At 64.6% G+C, this 18,600-nt stretch carries 14 protein-coding genes; 6 read left to right on the top strand and 8 right to left on the bottom strand.

From position 1 onward, the window contains the following. Window positions 1-827, bottom strand: an 827-nt coding sequence (locus ASD45_RS21900) for an alpha/beta hydrolase (RefSeq protein ID WP_082541113.1), incomplete at its 3' end; no start/stop codon positions are given. 105 nt (window positions 828-932) lie between these two features. Further along, window positions 933-2,555, bottom strand: a complete 1,623-nt coding sequence (locus tag ASD45_RS21905; RefSeq protein ID WP_082541114.1) for a benzoate-CoA ligase family protein — start codon at window positions 2,553-2,555, stop codon at window positions 933-935. A 102-nt stretch (window positions 2,556-2,657) separates the two neighbouring features. Here ASD45_RS21905 and ASD45_RS21910 point away from each other — a divergent pair, with 102 nt between their 5' ends. The 3 genes from ASD45_RS21910 to ASD45_RS21920 all read left to right on the top strand — a co-directional run bounded on the left by ASD45_RS21910 (window position 2,658) and on the right by ASD45_RS21920 (window position 5,903). Further along, the gene (locus tag ASD45_RS21910; protein WP_056913826.1) at window positions 2,658-3,821 is read left to right on the top strand and encodes a cobalamin-independent methionine synthase II family protein; all 1,164 of its coding nucleotides are present in this window, start codon (window positions 2,658-2,660) and stop codon (window positions 3,819-3,821) included. Window positions 3,822-3,972: 151 nt separating this feature from the next. Continuing rightward, window positions 3,973-5,265: a Xaa-Pro peptidase family protein gene (locus tag ASD45_RS21915; RefSeq protein WP_056913827.1), complete on the top strand. Its 1,293-nt coding sequence runs from the start codon at window positions 3,973-3,975 to the stop codon at window positions 5,263-5,265. A 197-nt stretch (window positions 5,266-5,462) separates the two neighbouring features. Next, window positions 5,463-5,903 carry a DUF983 domain-containing protein gene (locus ASD45_RS21920; protein WP_082541115.1) on the top strand — a complete coding sequence of 147 codons (441 nt, stop codon included), beginning with the start codon at window positions 5,463-5,465 and terminating at the stop codon, window positions 5,901-5,903. On the opposite strand, the gene ASD45_RS24140 is transcribed toward ASD45_RS21920, so the two are convergent. Beyond that, a complete protein-coding gene (locus tag ASD45_RS24140) occupies window positions 5,900-7,594 on the bottom strand; it encodes a HAMP domain-containing methyl-accepting chemotaxis protein (protein WP_056913828.1) in 1,695 nt (564 codons plus the stop codon). The two genes, ASD45_RS21920 and ASD45_RS24140, sit on opposite strands and share 4 nt — an antisense overlap. Window positions 7,595-8,101: 507 nt before the next feature. Between ASD45_RS24140 and ASD45_RS21930 the strand changes: the two genes are divergently transcribed. Next, window positions 8,102-8,482, top strand: coding sequence for a hypothetical protein (locus ASD45_RS21930; protein ID WP_056913829.1), 381 nt, complete (start codon window positions 8,102-8,104; stop codon window positions 8,480-8,482). Between the two features lie 82 nt (window positions 8,483-8,564). On the opposite strand, the gene ASD45_RS21935 is transcribed toward ASD45_RS21930, so the two are convergent. Both ASD45_RS21935 and ASD45_RS21940 read right to left on the bottom strand, forming a co-directional pair. Beyond that, complete coding sequence (locus tag ASD45_RS21935) at window positions 8,565-9,152, bottom strand: hypothetical protein (RefSeq protein WP_056913994.1); 588 nt, start codon at window positions 9,150-9,152, stop codon at window positions 8,565-8,567. A 91-nt stretch (window positions 9,153-9,243) separates the two neighbouring features. Next, the gene (locus tag ASD45_RS21940) at window positions 9,244-10,200 is read right to left on the bottom strand and encodes an NAD(P)-dependent oxidoreductase (protein WP_056913830.1); all 957 of its coding nucleotides are present in this window, start codon (window positions 10,198-10,200) and stop codon (window positions 9,244-9,246) included. Window positions 10,201-10,414: 214 nt separating this feature from the next. Here ASD45_RS21940 and ASD45_RS21945 point away from each other — a divergent pair, with 214 nt between their 5' ends. Next, window positions 10,415-12,736, top strand: coding sequence for a xanthine dehydrogenase family protein molybdopterin-binding subunit (locus tag ASD45_RS21945; RefSeq protein WP_162249484.1), 2,322 nt, complete (start codon window positions 10,415-10,417; stop codon window positions 12,734-12,736). 238 nt (window positions 12,737-12,974) lie between these two features. On the opposite strand, the gene ASD45_RS21950 is transcribed toward ASD45_RS21945, so the two are convergent. The 3 genes from ASD45_RS21950 to ASD45_RS21960 form a co-directional block, all read right to left on the bottom strand. Further along, complete coding sequence (locus ASD45_RS21950) at window positions 12,975-14,402, bottom strand: NAD-dependent succinate-semialdehyde dehydrogenase (RefSeq protein WP_056913832.1); 1,428 nt, start codon at window positions 14,400-14,402, stop codon at window positions 12,975-12,977. A gap of 161 nt (window positions 14,403-14,563) precedes the next feature. Beyond that, a complete protein-coding gene (locus ASD45_RS21955) occupies window positions 14,564-15,364 on the bottom strand; it encodes an enoyl-CoA hydratase (RefSeq protein ID WP_056913833.1) in 801 nt (266 codons plus the stop codon). Between the two features lie 143 nt (window positions 15,365-15,507). Continuing rightward, the gene (locus tag ASD45_RS21960) at window positions 15,508-16,701 is read right to left on the bottom strand and encodes a CoA transferase (RefSeq protein ID WP_056913834.1); all 1,194 of its coding nucleotides are present in this window, start codon (window positions 16,699-16,701) and stop codon (window positions 15,508-15,510) included. 373 nt (window positions 16,702-17,074) lie between these two features. Between ASD45_RS21960 and ASD45_RS21965 the strand changes: the two genes are divergently transcribed. Continuing rightward, window positions 17,075-18,535 carry a DEAD/DEAH box helicase gene (locus ASD45_RS21965; RefSeq protein ID WP_056913835.1) on the top strand — a complete coding sequence of 487 codons (1,461 nt, stop codon included), beginning with the start codon at window positions 17,075-17,077 and terminating at the stop codon, window positions 18,533-18,535. The last annotated feature ends 65 nt before the right edge of the window (window positions 18,536-18,600 follow it).

The following is an 18,600-nucleotide window of genomic DNA, read 5'->3' on the forward strand; positions in this document are numbered from 1 at the left end:
CCCCGCAAAGCGGGGAGAGGTGAAGAAAGCGGCCACCCGTTATTCGCCAGCACATGGGCCGTGAAGTCGGCGACCGCGGCGAGCGTCGCCTCCGGCGCCTCGCGCTGCGGCGAGTGCTTGGCGCCGGGCAGCAGCGCGACATCGACCGGGCAATAGCATTCGCGCTCGGCCACCTCGATCTGCTTCACCGTGCCGTATTGATCGCCCTCGCCCTGCACGATCAGGATCGGCACGCGGATGTAGGCGAGCTGTTCGGTGATGTCCCATCGGCGAAAACCGGGATCGAGCCAGGCGTCGTTCCAGCCGCGAAAGGCGTTGTCCGGATCCTTGTGCCAGCGCGCCAGCTTGGCGCGCAGATCGGTCGTCTCATACGCCGTCTTCGCTTCGGCAATCGAGGCGATGCTGACGTCCTCGGTGAAGAAATGCGGCGCCATCAGGATGAGACCCCCGAGGCGATGATCCTGATGCGAACCGGCATAGATCGCGGCGATCGACGCGCCGTCCGAATGGCCGAACAGGATGTGATGCCGGGCGCCGATTGTGTCGAGCAGCTCCGGCAGCACGTCGCGCGCCTCATCATGCATGTAGGTCAAGGGCCGCGGCAGCTTGACCGGCGACGACTGGCCGTAGCCGGCGCGCGAATAGACGAACACGCCGCAGCCGGTGGCCTTCTGGACCTTGTCCGGAAAATCGCCCCACAGGCCGACGCAGCCGAGCCCTTCGTGCAGCATGACAATTGTCGGCGCGGCGTCGGGCCGCGGGCCGATCATGCGGTATTCGAGCGAGTGGCCGGTGATGGAGAGGAAGCCGGAATCGGATAAAGCCATTTGCACCTACCTCAATCGGCCTCATGGTGAGGAGCGTTGCGAAAGCAACGCGTCTCGAACCATGCGGCCGCCCATCCTTCGAGACGCATCGCTTCGCGATGCTCCTCAGGATGAGGCGGATTGCTCCTCCGCCCGCAGCTTGAACCTCTGGATCTTGCCCGTCGCCGTCTTTGGCAGCTCGGTGCGAAACTCGATCCACCGCGGATATTTATACGGCGCCAGCTTCTGCTTGACGTGCTCCTGCAGCACGACCACCAGCGCGTCGCTGGCCTTGCCGGCGTCCTTCAGCACGACGAAAGCGCGCGGCTTGATCAGCTTCTGTTCGTCGTGCCAGCCGACCACCGCAGCCTCCAGTACGTCCGGGTGCGACGACAGCGCCGCCTCGACCTCGAACGGCGAGACATAAATGCCCGACACCTTCAGCATGTCGTCGGCGCGGCCGCAGCAGATGAAATAGCCGTCCTCGTCCTCGATGTATTTGTCACCGGAACGGGTCCACTCGCCCTGGAAGGTCGAGCGCGACTTCTCGCGGTTGGCCCAGTACATCACCGCGGCCGTCGGTCCGCGCGAATACATCTCGCCGATCTCGCCCTTCTTCACCGGCTGGCCGTTCTCGCCGACCAGTTTGATCTCGTAGCCCGGCACCGGCTTGCCGGTGGTGCCGTATTTGGTGGCGCCGGGGCGGTTGGTGAGGAAGATGTGCAGCATCTCGGTGGTTCCGAGACCGTCATAGATCGGCACGCCGTAACGCTCGTTCCACTTGCGCGCGATCTCTTCCGGCAAGGCCTCGCCGGCGGAGATGCAGCACCGCAGCTTGACCTCGGATTTCTGCGGCGCCTGCGGGTTGTTGAGGAAGGCGGCATAGAACGTCGGCACCGCGAAGAACATGGTGATCGGATGCTTCTTCAGCAGCGCGGCGACGCCATCCGGCGTCGGCCGTTCCGGATTGAGCACCGTGGTGGCGCCGACGCTGAGCGGAAACGTCATGGCATTGCCGAGACCGTAGGCGAAGAACAACTTCGCCACCGAATGCACGACGTCGCTTTCCTTGAGCCCCGCGACCGGCGTGCCGTAGAGATCGGCGGTGAGCTTGAGGCTGCCGTGGACATGCACGGCGCCCTTCGGCTTGCCGGTCGAGCCCGAGGTGTACAGCCAGAACGCCATGTCGTCGGCGACCGTCGGCGCGGTGTAGTCGTCGGCGTCTTCGCCGCCGATCAAATCCTCGAACAGGCGATAGCTCTTGGCGTCAAGAATGTGCGGGTTGGTGCGCGAGACGACGACGTGCTCGAGGTCGGGGCACTGCGCGATGATCTTTTCGAAGCGCGGAAACAGCACCTCCGATACCACCAGCGCCTTGGCGCGGCTGTTCGTCAGCATGAAATGGTAGTCGGCCTCAGTCAGCAGCGTGTTGACCGGCACGGCGATGATGCCCGCCTTGAGGCAACCGAGAAACGCGGTCGGCCAATCGACCGTGTCGGTGAGCGCCATCAGCACGCGCTCCTCGCGGCGGATGCCGAGGCCGCGCAGCGCCGCGCCGAAGCGGCTCACGCGATCGGCGAGTTGACCATAGGTGCAGGTGCCTTGCGCATCGATATAAGCCGGTTTGTTGGCACGGCCGGCGTCGAGATTGAGCCGCAGCACGTCGGCGGCGAAATTATAATATTGTGGGCTTTCGCCCACCACCGGGTCCGCGCCCGTTTCCGCCGCGATTTTTTCCGCGACCTTCATCTTGTTTTCCTCCCGAAGTATTCGGGTATTATGGCAGAAACCGCCGCAAACTGCCTAGCGCAGCATAATTCCAAAGCAGGCGGCTTGAGGGAGTGAAACCGCATGATTTCGAGCCGCGATCGTATCCTCACCACGCATGTCGGCTCGCTGCCGCGCAACGACAAATTGTCCGACCTGCTCGTGCGCCAGGAACAGGGCCAGCCTTACGATGCCGCCGAGATGGCGGCGGAATTGGACAAGGCCGTCGCCCATGTCGTCGACAAGCAGGCCAAGGCCGGCATCGACATCGGCAATGACGGCGAACAGCAGCGCGTCGGCTTCCAGACCTACGTGCCGCAGCGCATGTCGGGCTTTGCCGGCGTGTCGAACCGGCGCCGCGGCAAGGAGTTCGAGGATTTTCCGGAGCTGGTCGCAAGCCTGGTGCGGCGCTTCCCGCACACCTCGAAGCAGCAGAACGCGCCGGAGTGCCAGGGCGAACTGAAGTACCTCGACGTCAAGCCAATTAATGACGAACTGGCGCGCTTCAAGCGCATTGCCGGGAGCCAGTTCGCCGAGACCTTCATGACGGCGCCGTCGCCGGGCATCATTTCGTCGACGATGCTGAACGCGCATTACGACACGCACGACGCCTATCTCGCCGCTTTGGCGCGCGAGATGCGCCACGAATATCTCGCCATCCATAATGCCGGATTGCTGTTGCAGATCGACGCGCCCGATCTCGCCATGGACCGCACCATGCTGTATCGCGATCTCGACGACGCTCAATTCATCAAGCGCGTCGAGGCGCATGTCGCCGCGATCAATGCCGGCATCGACGGCATTCCGGCCGACCGCGTGCGGCTGCATGTTTGCTACGGCAACTGGGAAGGCCCGCACATCTACGACGTGCCGCTCGAGAAGATCCTGCCGGCGCTGTACCAGGCCAAGGTCGGCGCGCTGACCATCGAATTCGCCAATCCGCGCCATGGCCACGAATACGCGGCGTTCCGCAAGCATCCGCTGCCCAAACACATGTTGCTGCTGCCGGGCGTGATCGAAACGACGTCGAATTTCGTCGAGCATCCGGAAGTCGTGGCGCGCCGCATCGAAGACGCGGTGGCGGCGGTCGGCGACCGCGAGCGCGTCATCGCCTCGACCGATTGCGGTTTCGGCACTTTCACCAACCGCGAATGGGTGATCGAGCCGGCGGTGTGGCTGAAGTTGAAATCGCTGCGCGACGGCGCCGACCTCGCCTCCAACCGGCTGTGGGGCAGGAAAGTGGCTTAACTGACGGCCCGCCCGCTCCAGGGGACCAAAAGCAAGCCTGCCCAACCCTGTCGCCGCGCCGCCGGACCGCTATAATGCCGGCCGACCAAACCGGCCGTCGCCCGCTACCGCGACGGCCTACAACAAATAACGACTGAACGAGGAAGCCCCGATGGACCAGACCGTCCGCAAGATCAGCGCCGAGGACATCAACCCGCGCCACAACTGGGGCCGCGCCCTGCCCTCGCTCGGCATCACCGGCGTCGACTTCGAGGAGCGCGTCGATTATCGCCGCCTGCACCGCTATCGCCTCGGCCGCGCCAAGCAGGCCCTCGACAAATCCGAACTCGGCGCGCTGCTGGTCTTCGACGTCAACAACATCCGCTACATCACCTCGACCAAGATCGGCGAATGGGAGCGCGACAAACTGTGCCGCTGGGCGCTGCTGACGCGCACCGGCGAACCGATCCTGTGGGACTTCGGGTCCGCCGCGGTGCATCACAAGCTCTACGCGCCGTGGCTGGCGCCGGAGAACTGCAAGGCCGGCATCATCGGCATGCGCGGCATGGTCGATCCGGCCTTCGGCCTGATGACGAAGCACGCCAGGGAGATTGCTTCGCTGATCAAGGAAGCGGGAGTCGGCGACATGCCGGTCGGCGTCGATATCATCGAGCCGCCAATGATGTTCGAATTGCAGAAGGCCGGCATCAACGTCGTCGACGGTCAGCAGGTGATGCTGGAAGCGCGCGAGATCAAGTCGGCCGACGAAATCCATCTGCTCAACCGCGCAGCGGCGATGGTCGACGGCGCCTATCACATGATCAACGAAGAACTGAAACCCGGCGTGCGCGAGAACGACATCGTCGCCAAGGTGAACGAGTTCCTCTACCGCCACGGCTCCGACGACGTCGAGGCGGTCAACGCCGTGTCCGGCGAGCGCTGCAATCCCCATCCGCACAATTTCACCGACCGCATGATCCGCCCCGGCGATCAGGCGTTCTTCGACATTCTGCAGGCCTTCATGGGCTATCGCACTTGCTACTACCGCACCTTCAATGTCGGCCGCGCCACGACCGCGCAGCACGACGCCTACAAGCAGTGCCGCGAATGGCTCGACAACGCCATGATGCGCATCAAGCCCGGCGCCACGACGTCGCATATCGCCGAAGCGTTCCCGACCGCGCAGGAATTCGGCTTCCCCGACGAGACCTCGGCCTTCGGCTTGCAATTCGCGCACGGCCTCGGCCTGGCGCTGCACGAACGCCCGATCATCTCGCGCGTGGTGTCGATGGATCATCCGACCGAGATCAGGGAAGGCATGGTGTTCGCCATCGAAACCTACTGCCCGGCGACCGACGGCTATTCGGGCGCGCGCATCGAGGAAGAAGTCGTCGTCACCGACAAGGGCTGCAAGGTGATCTCGCTGTTCCCGGCCGAAGAGCTTCCGATCGCGAACCGGTATTGAGCCTCGACGGCCTCATCCTGAAGAGCGCTCAAACGGAGCGCGTCTCGAAGGATGGGGCCGCCTGTGGTTCGAGACGCATGCCTGCGGCGTGCTCCTTACCATGAGACGGTTAGAGCGGACGCGTCACCCCCCGGATTGCCTTCGCCGTGTGGCGCTGTGGTACAATGGCGACCACACAGGCAGCCGGCACGGAACGAATGAACAGCGACACGCCATCTACGCCGGCCATGACGGACATGCCGCGACGCTGGCCGCATGGCATCCTCGGCGCCATCGGCCGCGGCTTGCGCGGCAAATGCCCGGCCTGCGGCGAGGGCCGGCTGTTTCGCGCCTATCTCAAGGTGGCCGATAACTGCCCCGCCTGCGGCGAAGAACTGCACCATCACCGGGCCGACGATTTTCCGGCTTATCTCGTGATCATCATCACCGGACATATCCTGGTACCGATCGTGCTGGCCGTCGAGACCGAGATCGTGCCGCCGATCTGGCTGAGCGTCACGCTGTGGCCGACGCTGGCCTTTGCCACCGCGCTCGCGTTGCTGCAGCCGGTCAAAGGCGCGGTGGTCGCCGTCCAGTGGTTCGGTGGATTGCACGGCTTCGAAGCCGCAAGGAATGCGCGGCAGGCTGCGGCCCGCTAGGCCGCCCGCACCCGGGCGATGAAATCCTGCGCTTCGGCCTGCAGCGCCGCGGCCTGCCGATTGAGGTCGGCGGCGGCGCTCTGGATTTCGACCGCACCGTTGCGGGTGCGGCTGGCGAATTCGGTGACGCCTTCGATGGTCTGCGACACCTGGCGCGTGCGCACGGCGGCGCCCTCGACGGTCTGCGCGATCCTTTGCGTGGCCTCGCTCTGCACGCTGACGGCCTCGGTGATGGCGCGCGCCACCGTGTGAATGCGGGCGATCGATTGTGAAATCGATTGCGTGGTGTCGCGTACGCCGTCGATGACGCCACCGACCTGCTCGGTCTTGTTGCGAATATTCGCGAGCGCCTGCGTCGTCTGCGTTGCCAGCGACTTGACCTCCTGCGCAACTACGGCGAAGCCGCGGCCGGCTTCGCCGGCGCGCGCCGCCTCGATCGTGGCGTTGAGCGCGAGCAGATTGGTCTGGCTGGCAATGGCCTGGATCATGCCGACCACCTTATCGATGTCGCCAACGGCCTGCGTCAGGTCGTCGACATTGGACACCGCCATCTCGGCGCGGCGCGAGGCTTCGTTGACGACGCCGCCGGCGCTGGCGAGTTGGGAATCGATGTCGTTCATCGACGCCGACAGTTCATCGACCGCAGCCGATACCGTGCCGGCGACTTCGGTCGTCTCCTGCGCCACCACCGCGGCGGTGCCGGCATGGCGCCCTGATTCGTCGGCGACGTCGCCCATCGCCTGCGCCGAGCGATCGAGCTTCGACGCGGACTTGGCCAGCGCCGCGGCGACGTTCAAGATCTTGGTTTCAAAATTGCGCGCGAACTGATCGAGGGCCTGGCGCTTGTCGGCTGCGGCCTGCTCGCGGGCGCGCTGGCGCTGGGTCTGCGCTTCGAGCAGCGCCGCGGCGTTGTCGCGAAACACCAGCACCGCGCGCGCCATGGTGCCGACTTCGTCACTGCGCTTGACGCCATCGATCGGCGCGTCGAGCCGGCCTTGCGTGATCTCGTGCATGACGACGGCGAGACGCCGCAGCGGCCGCGCCACGGCACGGTGCGCCAGGATCATGGCGACGAAGATCGTGGTCAGCGTGCCGCCGACCAGCATCGTCGTCAGCAGCCGGTAGGTCCTCGCCTTCTGCTCGCTGACGGCATCGACCGCGGTGCGCACCTGACCGCCGAGAATGTCGATCAGCCGGTTCATGCTGGTGGTGGCATCGACCAGCGCCGGGTCGAATTTGAACTCCAGCAAATGGCGCGCGGCCTCGCCGTCGCCGGTCTTGATGGCGATCTGCACCTGGTTGGCGATGTCGTTGACGAGGTCGAGACGCCGGATCATGCCGCGCACGTCGTCGGCACGCGCCGGCAGCGACGTCACGACTTCGTCGAGCCAATGCATGGCGGAGGCGTATTGGCCGGCGCGCTCGTCGATGGCCTCGCGCATCGTGTCGGGATCCCGGGTCGAAGCCATCTTGTAGGTGGCAAGGCCGAGCGACTCGGCGGCGATCTTCGATTCGGTCAGGATCAGGCGGAGCGGCGCGATCTCCCGGATGATCACGTCGTTGACGCGATCGATCTCGTGCAGGCTTCGCAGGCTGTACCAGTTGGCGGCGGCGGACAGGATACCGAGGGCGCCGATCAGTAGCATCGCCTTGGCGGCGATCGGCAAACGAATCGAATATGCGCGCGGCATCGAAAGTCCTGGCGATAAGTCCTGGCGATCCGGGAAGGTCGGTCGCGCGGTATGTAGCCGCCGAGTTGTTCCCGATTGCTTAATGACGCGTTCACGCAAATGTCGCCTTTTGCTGAAATCCGCCGTGATCAAAATTCAGGCACTGTCACAATTGGCCAGGTTACCCGTCCAAGGCGCGCCGCGCCCGAGCCCACGCGGCCGGGTTGCGACCGCGGATTGAAGCTCTTTGTTACGGCTTCTTTACTTGAGCCGGCCGGCACGAAGGGCTTGAGTTATTAGGTTGTGCGCGCAAGACTGCCGATCTCCTTTCCTGTGGGGCCGGCGGCCGAATCCTCCACACCTGTGCAACAAGGGCTCCCTCGTGGGAGCCCTTTTTTTATGCGGGTCTCTGTTTATTCCAGGCGGCGGCGAAAATTTCTTCTCCGTCAGCGGGGAATAGAACGCCGCCACCGGGATTCTCCTCGGCGAGGGCGATCTGAAACGCCCATCAGCAGAGAAAGAACGGCCATGAACAAATTTATCGTTTCCATCGCCGCGTTGGCGCTCGCCACCACGGCGGCGCTGGCGCAGTCGGCCCCGGTGAAGACCGGTGACAGCGCCAAAGGCAAGGTGCTCACCGATACCAGCGGCATGACGCTCTATACGTTCGACAAGGATGCCGCCGGCAAGTCGGCCTGCAACGGCCCCTGCGCCACCAATTGGCCACCGCTGATGGCCGCCGCCGACGCCAAGGCGGCCGGCGGCTTCACCGTCATCGTGCGCGACGACGGCGGCAAGCAATGGGCGCAGGGCGGCAAGCCGCTGTACACCTGGAAGAACGACAAGAAGCCCGGCGACGTCACCGGCGACGGCTTCGCCAATGGCGCCTGGCATATCGCCAAGCCGTAAATCTTGTGCTGTCGTCCCGGGCGAGCGTATTCGAGCGCGAGCCCGGGACCCGTACGCGGTTTACTCTCGACAGGGCACGGCGTCACTCGGCTTTGATCAACCCTTTGCGCAGGTCTTCAAGGCGCTGCTGATAGCCCTCGCCGTTTCCATAGTCGTCAAACATGGCGTAGCGCGCGTGCGTGCCGATGACGCGGCGCGCATGCTTGATCGGACACCAATACTGCTCGGTGCGCGCCGCGATCTCACGAATATAGGCGATGAGGCCGTTGGCATAGGAGCAATAGGCGCAATTGAGTTTTTCGAGCGCGTTGAGATAGGCCAGATGGTGCCGATCGAAGACCAGGTAATCGGAGCGCTTCACCTTGGCGATGCCGTAAACCGGAAAGCACACCGCTTGATAGGCCGAGACGAACAGGTCGAGCAGCATGAACGGCACGATGCCGGCATAGATCACCGGCGCGGTCAGAATAACCAGCGGATTGGCGCCCAGCACATAGGGCAGCAGCTTCTGCCGCAGTTCGCGATGGCGGCGCAGCAGTTCTTCCTCGAAAGCAACCCGGCCATGTTCGAGGCCGTAGCGAAGCTCGGCGCCGCGCTTGGCGAGCTCGGCGTCAAGCTGGGCCTCGAGCGCCCGAATCTTGGCGCTCAACTCATTGATCGTGGGATTCATTGACGCGCCCCAGCCGGACACCGGATGACGTCCGCGGCAGGCAGCATGGACCGGCATGGGGCCGAATGACAGGCAATTCGCCCGTCGCAATCTACTCCAGCCCGGTGCCGACCTTGACGTTCTCCGGCTCGAGCTTCATGCCCGCCGCGAGCGCCATGGTTTCCATTAGCGCGGCAAAATCCCCCTGCAAATAGGCTTCGGGGTCCTTCTGCAAGGTGGCGGCGCCGAAATGCGTTTGCAGCACCTCGCGCGTCGCCGCCGTCACCGGCATCGGCACATCGAATTCGCGGCCGAGTTCGAGGCCCAGATCGAGATCCTTGCGCAGCAGTTCGGGCGTGAAGGTGGTGGTCCAGTCGAGATTGACCAGCGCCGGCGACTTGTACCGCGTGAACATCGAACCCATGACGCCGTTGTTCATGAAGGCAAGGAAGGCATGGCGCGGCACGCCCATCTTGTTGGCGAGCAGCGTGATCTCGATCAGGTTCTCGATGACGACGCCGAGCATGACGTTGTGCGCGATCTTGCAGACGCGCGCCAGATCGCCCTCGCCGACATAAGCAACGCCCTGCGGCGCGATGATCTGCAGCAGCGGCGTCACCGCTTTCGATGAGTCCTCGTCTCCCGACACCACGGTCGACAGCTTGCCCGCCTTGATCACCTTGGCATTGCCCGACACCGGCGCGCAGATGTAGTCGGCGCCGGCCTCGACCAGCTTGCGGCGGACCACGGCGGAATCTTCAATGGAGATGGTCGAGCAATCGACCACGATCTTCGGCGCCTTGCCGCCGCCGGCGAGCACGCCGTTCGGACCGAAATAAACTTCGTCGAGATCCTTGCCGGTGGAGACGATCGAGAACACGACATCGAGACCGGCGAGATCGGACAAGTTATCGGCGATCTTGCCGCCGCTCTTGGCGAGCGGCTCGGCCTTGGATCGCGTCCGGTTCCAGACGGTGACATCGTGCCCCGCCTTGAGCAGGCGCTCGGCCATCGGCGCACCCATGCGCCCGGCGCCGATCCAGCCGATCTTCTGTGTATTCTTGGACATTCCAACCGCCTCCCTGACATGCCGTGTCGCGTTGACCGCGCCGACTTTCTATCCCCTTTCGCATAGCCGTTCCGCGTTCGCCGCGCCAGAGGTGGGCAACGGGTGCAACAGCGCACAATTGCCTGCTATGAACGCTCCGCCGCGGCCGCGCATCTTGCCCACCGGCAGTGGGTTCGACCGCAGCGGCCGATCAGAAGAGACAAGGAAGCGCGCCATGACCGTGACCATTCCCGCCCGCAGCAAATCCGAGCCGCGCGTCGAGGACGATGCTCTGGTGCGCGGCGCCGGCCGCTTCATGGATGACCCGCGCCTGCCCGGTCAGACCTATGCCGCCTTCGTGCGCTCGCCGCATGCCCATGCGCGCGTGCTCACGGTGAACACGGACGCTGCGCTCAAGGCCAAGGGCGTGCTTGCCGTATTGACCGCCGCCGACATCAAGACCGCCGGCGTCGGCAGCCTGACGCGGCACAATCCTCTTGTCGGACGCGGCGGCGTCAAGCTGGTGACGCCGTTCCGTCCGGCGCTGGCGGGCGACAAGGTGATGCATGGCGGCGATCCGGTCGCTCTGGTGGTGGCGGAGACGCACGCGCTGGCGCTCGACGCCGCCGATCTGGTCGACGTCGCGTACGAAGAACTGACGCCGGTCGTCGATCTCAATCAGGCGATGAAAGCCGCGACGGTGCTGTATGACGATGCGCCCGGCAATGTCGCGATCGACTGGCCGGGCATGACGGAGGACAAGGCCAATGAAGCCGAGGTCGACCGGCTGATCGCCGCCGCCGCGCATGTCGCCAAAGTCACCGTTACCAACCAGCGCATGGTCGTTGCCTCGATGGAGACGCGCGGCGCCACCGGCGTCTACGACAAGAGTGCCGATCATTATACGCTCTACGCCAGTTCGCAGGGCGCCGACACGCTGCGCGGCATGGCGGCCTCGATCATGGGCGTGCCGAACGACAAGCTGCGCGTCATCACCCAGGATGTCGGCGGCGCCTTCGGCATGAAGACGCCGGTCTATCCGGAATACATCGCGGTGCTGGTGGCGGCGAAGAAGCTGGGCCGCCCGGTGCACTGGATGTCGACGCGTTCCGAGGCTTTCGTCACCGACACGCAGGCGCGCGACACCGTCACCCATGTCGAACTCGCCTGCGACGGCAACGGCAGGTTCACGGCGCTGCGCGTGCGCCACCTGTGCAATCAGGGCGCCTATGTCTCCAATGCCGGCGTGCAGATCAACACCGTGAATTTCTGGCGCTGCCTGCCGGCGATGTACGACATTCCGAAGATGGATGTGTCGGTCGCCTGTTACTTCACCAACACGTTGCCGATCGGCCCGTATCGCGGCGCCGGCCGGCCGGAAGCCAACTACGCGCTGGAGCGCGCGGTGGAGGAAGCGGCGAGGCTTCTGAAGATGGACCCGGCGCGGCTGCGCAGGAAGAACCTGATCCCGGCGAAAGCGATGCCGTTCAAGACGCCGATCCAGACTTACGATTCCGGCGACTTCCCCGCCATCGTGGAGAAGGCGCTCAAGCTCGCCGACTACGACGGCTTCGTCAGGCGCAAGCGCGAGGCGCAAAAGCGCAAGAAGCTGCGCGGCATCGGCATTTCCTGCATGCTCGAACATGCCGGTTCGATGCCGACGGAGACGGCGTCGGTGAGCTTTCCCGGGGGCGACAAGGTGATCGTCGGCTGCAACGTGCAATCGACCGGACAGAGCCACGCCACCGTGTTCAGCCGCCTGCTGGCGACCAGACTCGGCATCGATGCGAAGGCGGTCGAACATCGTCACGGCGACACCGATCTCGGTCTCACCGGCTTCGCCTCTGTCGGCTCGCGCTCGGCGATGTGCGCCGGTTCGGCGATCCTCGTCACCGCCGACCTGATGCTGGAGAAGGCATCGAAGATCGCCGCCGCGGCGCTGGAAGCGGCCGACAGCGACATCCAGTATCGCGACGGCCGTTTCGAGGTGGTCGGCACTGACCGGCGCATCTCGCTGTTTGAAACCGCGCAGCGCGCGCAGGCGATGGGCGAGAGCCTCGACACCAAGGGCAAGGCGGAAGCGCCGCTGACCTTCCCCAATGGCTGTCACATCGCCGAAGTCGAGATCGATCCCGACACCGGACATTTCGACATCGTCACCTACACCGCGGTCGACGACTGCGGCAACGTCCTCGATCAGGCCGTCGTCGAGGGCCAGGTGCAGGGCTCAATCGCCAATGGTCTCGGCCAAGCGCTGACGGAGAATGCGGTGTACGATTCAGCCAGCGGCCAGCTCGTCACCGGCTCGTTCATGGATTACGGCATGCCGCGCGCCCACGACATGCCGCTCGAACTGCGCGAGGCGACGCATGCAGTGCCGGCCACCACCAACCCGCTCGGCGTCAAGGGCACCGGCGAAGCCGGCACCACGGCGGCAATTGCCGCAGTGATGAACGCGATTTCCAATGCGGTGCCGAACGGCGCCGCCGATCACATGGACATGCCGGCGACGCCGGCCAAGGTGTGGGCAGCGGTCCAGAAGGGGATGGGGAAGTAGTTTCCCCGTTGTCCCCGCGAAGGCGGCATTGAGCGTCGTCCCCGCGCAGGCGGGGACCCATAACCCCTGCGCTCGTTGATGAGCACCGCGGAAGAAAGTAACGATGACATCGCTGACGACTTCTGCTGCGGCGTATGGGTCCCCGCCTGCGCGGGGACGACAGAAATGAAAAACGGCCGGGCATGAGCCCGGCCGTTTGCGTTTGAAGCGCTGGATCGTCCGCCTGCGCGGACGATGACTAAGCCTGCGAGATAAACTTCGTGTTCAGATAAGCCTGCAGGCCTTCGATGCCGCCTTCCGAGCCGTAGCCGGAATCCTTGACGCCGCCGAACGGCGTTTCCGGCGTCGACACCGCCACCGAGTTGATGCCGACCATGCCGGCCTGGATGGCGTCGCCGACGGCGTTGGCGGTCGCCGACGAATTGGTGAAGGCGTAGGAAGCCAGACCGAACGGCAGCGAGTTGGCGCGCTCGATCACCTCGTCGAAGGTCTTGAACGAAACGATCGGCGCCAGCGGCCCGAACGGCTCCTCAGTCATGATCTTGGAGTCGTCCGGAATGTCGGTGATCACGGTCGGCTCGAAGAAGAATCCCTGATTGCCATGGCGGTTGCCGCCGGCCGCGATCTTGCCGCCGCGCGCCTTGGCGTCGTTGACGAACGACTCCATCGCATCGAGGCGGCGCGGATTGGCGACCGGGCCCATCTTGGTATCCTTGTCGAGGCCGTCGCCCAGCGTCAGGCCCTTGGCGTATTCGACGAAACGCTCGACGAACTTGCTGTAGTTCTTTTCCTGCACGTAGAAGCGCGTCGGCGAAATGCAGACCTGACCGGCGTTGCGATATTTGAATGCGGCGATGGTGTCGGCGGCCTTGATCGGATCGGCGTCATCGAACACCAGCACCGGCGAGTGACCGCCGAGCTCCATGGTGGCTCGCTTCATGCCGCGCGCGGCCAGCGCCGCCAGATGTTTGCCGACCGGCACCGAGCCGGTGAACGACACCTTCTTGACGATGTCGGAAGGAATGATGTGCTCCGACACTTCAGCCGGCACGCCGAACACGAGATTGAGCACGCCCGCCGGTACGCCGGCGTCGGCGAAGCACTTCACCAACTCGACGGCGCCGCCCGGCACTTCTTCCGAAGCCTTGATGATCAGCGAGCAGCCGGCCGCCAGCGCGCCGGCGATCTTGCGGATCGGTGTGAGCGTCGGGAAATTCCACGGCGTGAAAGCGGCGGCAACGCCGACCGGCTCCTGCAGCACGATCTGTCGGATGCCCTTCATGCGGCCCGGCACGATGCGGCCATAGGCGCGACGGCCTTCCTCGGCATACCAGTCGGTAATGTCGGCCGAGGTCATCACCTCGATCCGCGATTCCGGAAACGGCTTGCCCTGCTCCTGGGTCTGAACGCGCGCGATGTGATCGGCGCGCTCGCGCATCAGATTGGCGGCTTTGCGCAGGATGTTGGAGCGGTCATAGGCCGAAGTCCTGCTCCAGGTTTTGAACGCCTTGTCGGCGGCGGCCAGTGCGTGATCGAGATCCGCCTTCGACGCATGCGGCAGCTTGCCGAGTACCTTGCCCGTCGCCGGATTGATGACGTCTTCGCTCTTGCGGTTTTCGGCGCCCAGCCACTGCCCATCGATGTAAAGCTTGAGATCGGTATACATGCGAACCTCGTCGTTTTCGGTGACTGAGAAAATCTCGTGGCGTGCCTTAGCACTTTCAACCCCGACCGGCCACAGGGCCGGTCCGCCGCACCCTCGTTGATGCAGCGCAGCATCCGGGGCCGCGAACGATAATTCGCGCGGCGCTTCAGGAGCGGACGAACTCAGGAGCCCGTGAATTTGGGCTTGCGCTTTTCCATGAAGGCCTGCCGGCCCTCGATATAGTCCTTGGACGCAAAGCAGGCCTGCACCATGGCCTCGGCTTTCGCCATGTCGCGGTCGGGCGCGTCCTTCAGCACTTCGCCGACGATGAACTTGATCGAGTCGACGGTCAGCGGCGCATTGCCGGCGATGGTGTCGGCATAGTTCTGGACGTAGCTTTCGAGCTCGCCGTCCGGCAGCACGCGGTTGACGAGGCCCATCTCCTTGGCCTCCTGCGCGGTGAATTGCCGCGCGGTGTAGAAAATTTCCTTGGCGTAGGACGGGCCGACGACATCGACCAGCTTCTTCACGCCGGAATAACGATAGCCGAGCGACAGCTTGGCGGCCGGTACGGCGAATTTCGAACCCTCGGTGCAGATGCGCATGTCGCAGGCCAGCGCCAGACCGACCCCGCCGCCGATGCAATAGCCGCGGATCATGGCGATGGTCGGCTTGGGGAAATTGTAGAAAGCGCCGTAGGCGCGATCGACCGCTTCGTTGTAGCGGTCGGACGCCGCCTTGCTGGCGCGCTCGTCGGCGAACTTGGAGATGTCGGCGCCCGAGACGAAGGCCTTGCCGCCGGCGCCGGTAACGACGACGACGCGAATGTTGTTGTCGTTCTTGAACTCGTCGAGATAACCCTCGGCCGCTTCCCACATGTCGAGCGACACGGCGTTGTGCCGCTCGGGGTTGTTAAAGGTGAGATAGCCGACCTGGCCTTCCTTGCGGGACAGCATCTTGTCGGTCTTCACGGGCGCGTTCATTCGTTATCCTCTTGATCTCTGTGCTCTGTCATTCCGGGGCGCGAGCCCAGCGAGCGAACCCGGAATCCAGATATAAACTCGGTGTCCTTGTCCGGATTCCGGATTCGCCGCCTTCGGCCGCGGCCCGGAATGACGGGGTTGGGTTACACCGCCTTCGCGTCGTGAAGGGCGGTGATCTCGGCGTCGGCGAAGCCGAATTCCTTCAACACCTCGTCAGTGTGTTCCCCTTGCTTCGGCGGCGTCACTGCGACCTTGCTCGGGGTACGCGACAGCGCGAAGGGCTGGCCGACAAAGGTCTGCGTCTCGCCGTTCGGCTTCTTGCCGTCCCACGCCATCTTCAGATGCTTGACCTGCTCGTCGGCGAACACCTGATCGATCGAATAGATCGGCCCCGACGGCACGCCGGCTTTCTCGAACAGCGCGATCCATTCGGCGCTGGTCTTGTGCACGGTCTTCTCGGCGATCGCGGCGTTGACGGCCTTGCGATTCTTCGAGCGCAGGCTGTTGGTCTTGTAATCGGGATTGGCGATGAGCTCCTGCGCGTCGATGGCGTTGCACAACCTTTCCCAGATCACCTGGCCCGCGGCGGCGATGTTGATGTAGCCGTCGGCGGTCTGAAACACGCCGGTGGGAATCGTCGTCGGATGATCGTTGCCGGCCTGGCCGGCGACCTCATGCTGCTGCAGCCAACGCGCCGCCTGGAAGTCGAGCATGAAGATCTGCGCCTGCAGCAGCGAGGTGTTGACCCACTGGCCCTCCCCCGACACTTCGCGCTCGAGCAGCGCTGTCTGGATGCCGAGCGCACAGAACAGACCGGCGCAAAGATCGGCGACCGGAATGCCGACGCGCATCGGGCCGCGGCCCGGTTCGCCGGTGATCGACATCAGGCCGCCCATGCCCTGCGCGATCTGATCGAAGCCGGGGCGGTCGCGATACGGACCGTCCTGGCCGAAGCCGGAGATGCTGGCGAGGATGATGCGCTTGTTCACCTTCTTCAGTGACTCGTAATCGATGCCCAAACGGTCCTTCACGTCGGGGCGGAAATTCTCGACCACGACATCCGCCTTCTCGACCAGGCGCTTGAAGGCCGCGAGGCCCTGCGGCGACTTGAGGTCGAGCGTCATCGAGCGCTTGTTGCGATGCAGGTTCTGAAAGTCGGCGTTCTCGCGCGGCCCGCCCGGGCCCTCACCTTTCTCCAGATGCGGCGGCGTCTCGATCTTGATGACGTTGGCGCCCCAGTCGGCGAGCTGCCGGACGCAAGTCGGGCCCGAACGTACCCGGGTAAGATCGAGGACGGTGAAACGAGAAAGGGCGGTAGAAGCCCGGGAAAACGGCATATTTCAAGCTCCGGCGGTCAGAAACGTCATAAAACAGGCCCCCAGACCATCCCCGATCCAGCCCAGGATGTCTATTCGCAAGGGAATTGCCGCCGCCAGGCAGGGTTCCGTTCACGATCCGGACGGATATGACCGAAACACGCCTTGAAATGAACACGCGGCGCTGTCATATCAGCTTTGCGGATGAAGGCTCGATTCGAGCTCCGCGGGCTGCGTGCACGAATTTCATTCAAACCGATATTCGCCCCGCCTCTTCCGTCTCACACGAGACCCGACACGACAACCCTGGCAACGCGGGATGTCACAAACCCCGCGATCCGCCGCGCGCACCACGCGTGCCCGGCCGTGTCGCCGCATTTAGAAAAGAGACCTTTTGACTAACTTCAACGACTTCGGCCTCGCTGAGCCGATCCTCCGTGCCCTCACCGAGGAAAACTACTCGACCCCCACTCCGATCCAGGCCCAGACCATTCCCTTCGCGCTTCAGGGCCGCGACATCGTCGGCATCGCGCAGACCGGCACCGGCAAGACCGCGTCCTTTGCGCTGCCCATCCTCAACCATCTGATGAAGATGCGCATGCGCCCGGCTCAAAAGGCCTGCCGCGTCCTCGTGCTGTCGCCGACCCGCGAACTGTCCGGCCAGATCGCCGATAGCTTCCGCGCCTATGGCCGTCACATCCGTCCGATGGCGATCGAACTTGCGATCGGCGGCGTGCCGATCAACCGTCAGGTGCGCGGCATGGCGCGCGGCGTCGAAGTCCTGGTGGCAACGCCGGGCCGTCTGCTCGACCTCGTCAACCAGCGCGCGGTCAACCTGCAGCAGGTCGAAATCCTGGTGCTCGACGAAGCCGACCGCATGCTCGACATGGGCTTCATCCGCGACATCCGGAAGGTCGTCGCGATGCTGCCGAAGCAGCGCCAGACGCTGTTCTTCTCGGCCACCATGCCGGGCGAAATCGCCAAGCTGGCCGGCGAAATGCTCAACGATCCGGCGAGCGTTTCGGTGACCCCGGAATCGACCACCGTCGAACGCATTACCCAGAGCGTGATCCTGACCGACCGGGCTTCGAAGCCGGGCCTGCTGGTCGATATGCTCAAGACCGAAACCGTCGACCGCGTGCTGGTGTTCACCCGCACCAAGCATGGCGCCGACAAGGTCGTGAACCAGCTTGAGAAGAGCGGCTTCGCGGCCGCCGCGATCCACGGCAACAAGTCGCAGAACCAGCGCGAGCGCGTGCTCGCTCAATTCCGCGACGGCTCTTTGCGCATCCTGATCGCCACCGACATTGCCGCGCGCGGCATCGACGTCGACGGCATCAGCCATGTCGTCAATTACGACCTGCCGAACATTCCGGAATCCTACGTCCATCGCATCGGCCGCACCGCGCGGGCCGGCCGCGACGGCGTCGCGATCTCGTTCTGCGATCACGAAGAGAACGCGTTCCTGCGCGATATCGAGCGCACGATCCGCATCAAGATCCCCTCGACCGACAAGCGCACGGGCGGCCCTCGCGCCGCCGCCGAGCCGGCCGGACGTCATCACGCCAACGGTCGCAACGGCGAAAGCCGCCATCGCGGCCGCGGCGGCAACGGCCAGAGCCGGGGTCACCAGAACGGCGGCCAGCGCAATGGCCAAGGTCACGGCGGTCAAGGCCAGGGCCAGCAAGAGCGGCCGCAGCGCGCCAAAGGTCAGCACAGCGGCCAGCCCAGTGGCGGCCGTCAGCCGGCTGCCGCTGTCGGTGCTGCTGCTGGCAACGGTCAGGGCAAGGACATCGGGGGCATGAAATTCATGCAGCGCGGGCAGAACCGGCCCCGCAGCCACGCCCCCCGCTAAGGATTGCCTGCTAAATTCCCCGTCCCGAGGTCAAATCGGCCTTGGGGCGGGGTCACTTTTTCGGA

Source organism: Pseudolabrys sp. Root1462, assembly GCF_001426945.1.
GTDB lineage: Bacteria > Pseudomonadota > Alphaproteobacteria > Rhizobiales > Xanthobacteraceae > Pseudolabrys.

What these genes read in the sequence shown, in the direction of transcription:
- ASD45_RS21955 (WP_056913833.1), bottom strand. Translation starts at nt 15,364, where the DNA reads ATGAACGCGCCCGTGAAGACCGACAAGATGCTGTCCCGCAAGGAAGGC.
- ASD45_RS21945 (WP_162249484.1), top strand. Translation starts at nt 10,415, where the DNA reads ATGACCGTGACCATTCCCGCCCGCAGCAAATCCGAGCCGCGCGTCGAG.
- ASD45_RS24140 (WP_056913828.1), bottom strand. Translation starts at nt 7,594, where the DNA reads ATGCCGCGCGCATATTCGATTCGTTTGCCGATCGCCGCCAAGGCGATG.
- ASD45_RS21930 (WP_056913829.1), top strand. Translation starts at nt 8,102, where the DNA reads ATGAACAAATTTATCGTTTCCATCGCCGCGTTGGCGCTCGCCACCACG.
- ASD45_RS21905 (WP_082541114.1), bottom strand. Translation starts at nt 2,555, where the DNA reads ATGAAGGTCGCGGAAAAAATCGCGGCGGAAACGGGCGCGGACCCGGTG.
- ASD45_RS21910 (WP_056913826.1), top strand. Translation starts at nt 2,658, where the DNA reads ATGATTTCGAGCCGCGATCGTATCCTCACCACGCATGTCGGCTCGCTG.
- ASD45_RS21940 (WP_056913830.1), bottom strand. Translation starts at nt 10,200, where the DNA reads ATGTCCAAGAATACACAGAAGATCGGCTGGATCGGCGCCGGGCGCATG.
- ASD45_RS21960 (WP_056913834.1), bottom strand. Translation starts at nt 16,701, where the DNA reads ATGCCGTTTTCCCGGGCTTCTACCGCCCTTTCTCGTTTCACCGTCCTC.
- ASD45_RS21935 (WP_056913994.1), bottom strand. Translation starts at nt 9,152, where the DNA reads ATGAATCCCACGATCAATGAGTTGAGCGCCAAGATTCGGGCGCTCGAG.
- ASD45_RS21920 (WP_082541115.1), top strand. Translation starts at nt 5,463, where the DNA reads ATGAACAGCGACACGCCATCTACGCCGGCCATGACGGACATGCCGCGA.
- ASD45_RS21915 (WP_056913827.1), top strand. Translation starts at nt 3,973, where the DNA reads ATGGACCAGACCGTCCGCAAGATCAGCGCCGAGGACATCAACCCGCGC.
- ASD45_RS21950 (WP_056913832.1), bottom strand. Translation starts at nt 14,402, where the DNA reads ATGTATACCGATCTCAAGCTTTACATCGATGGGCAGTGGCTGGGCGCC.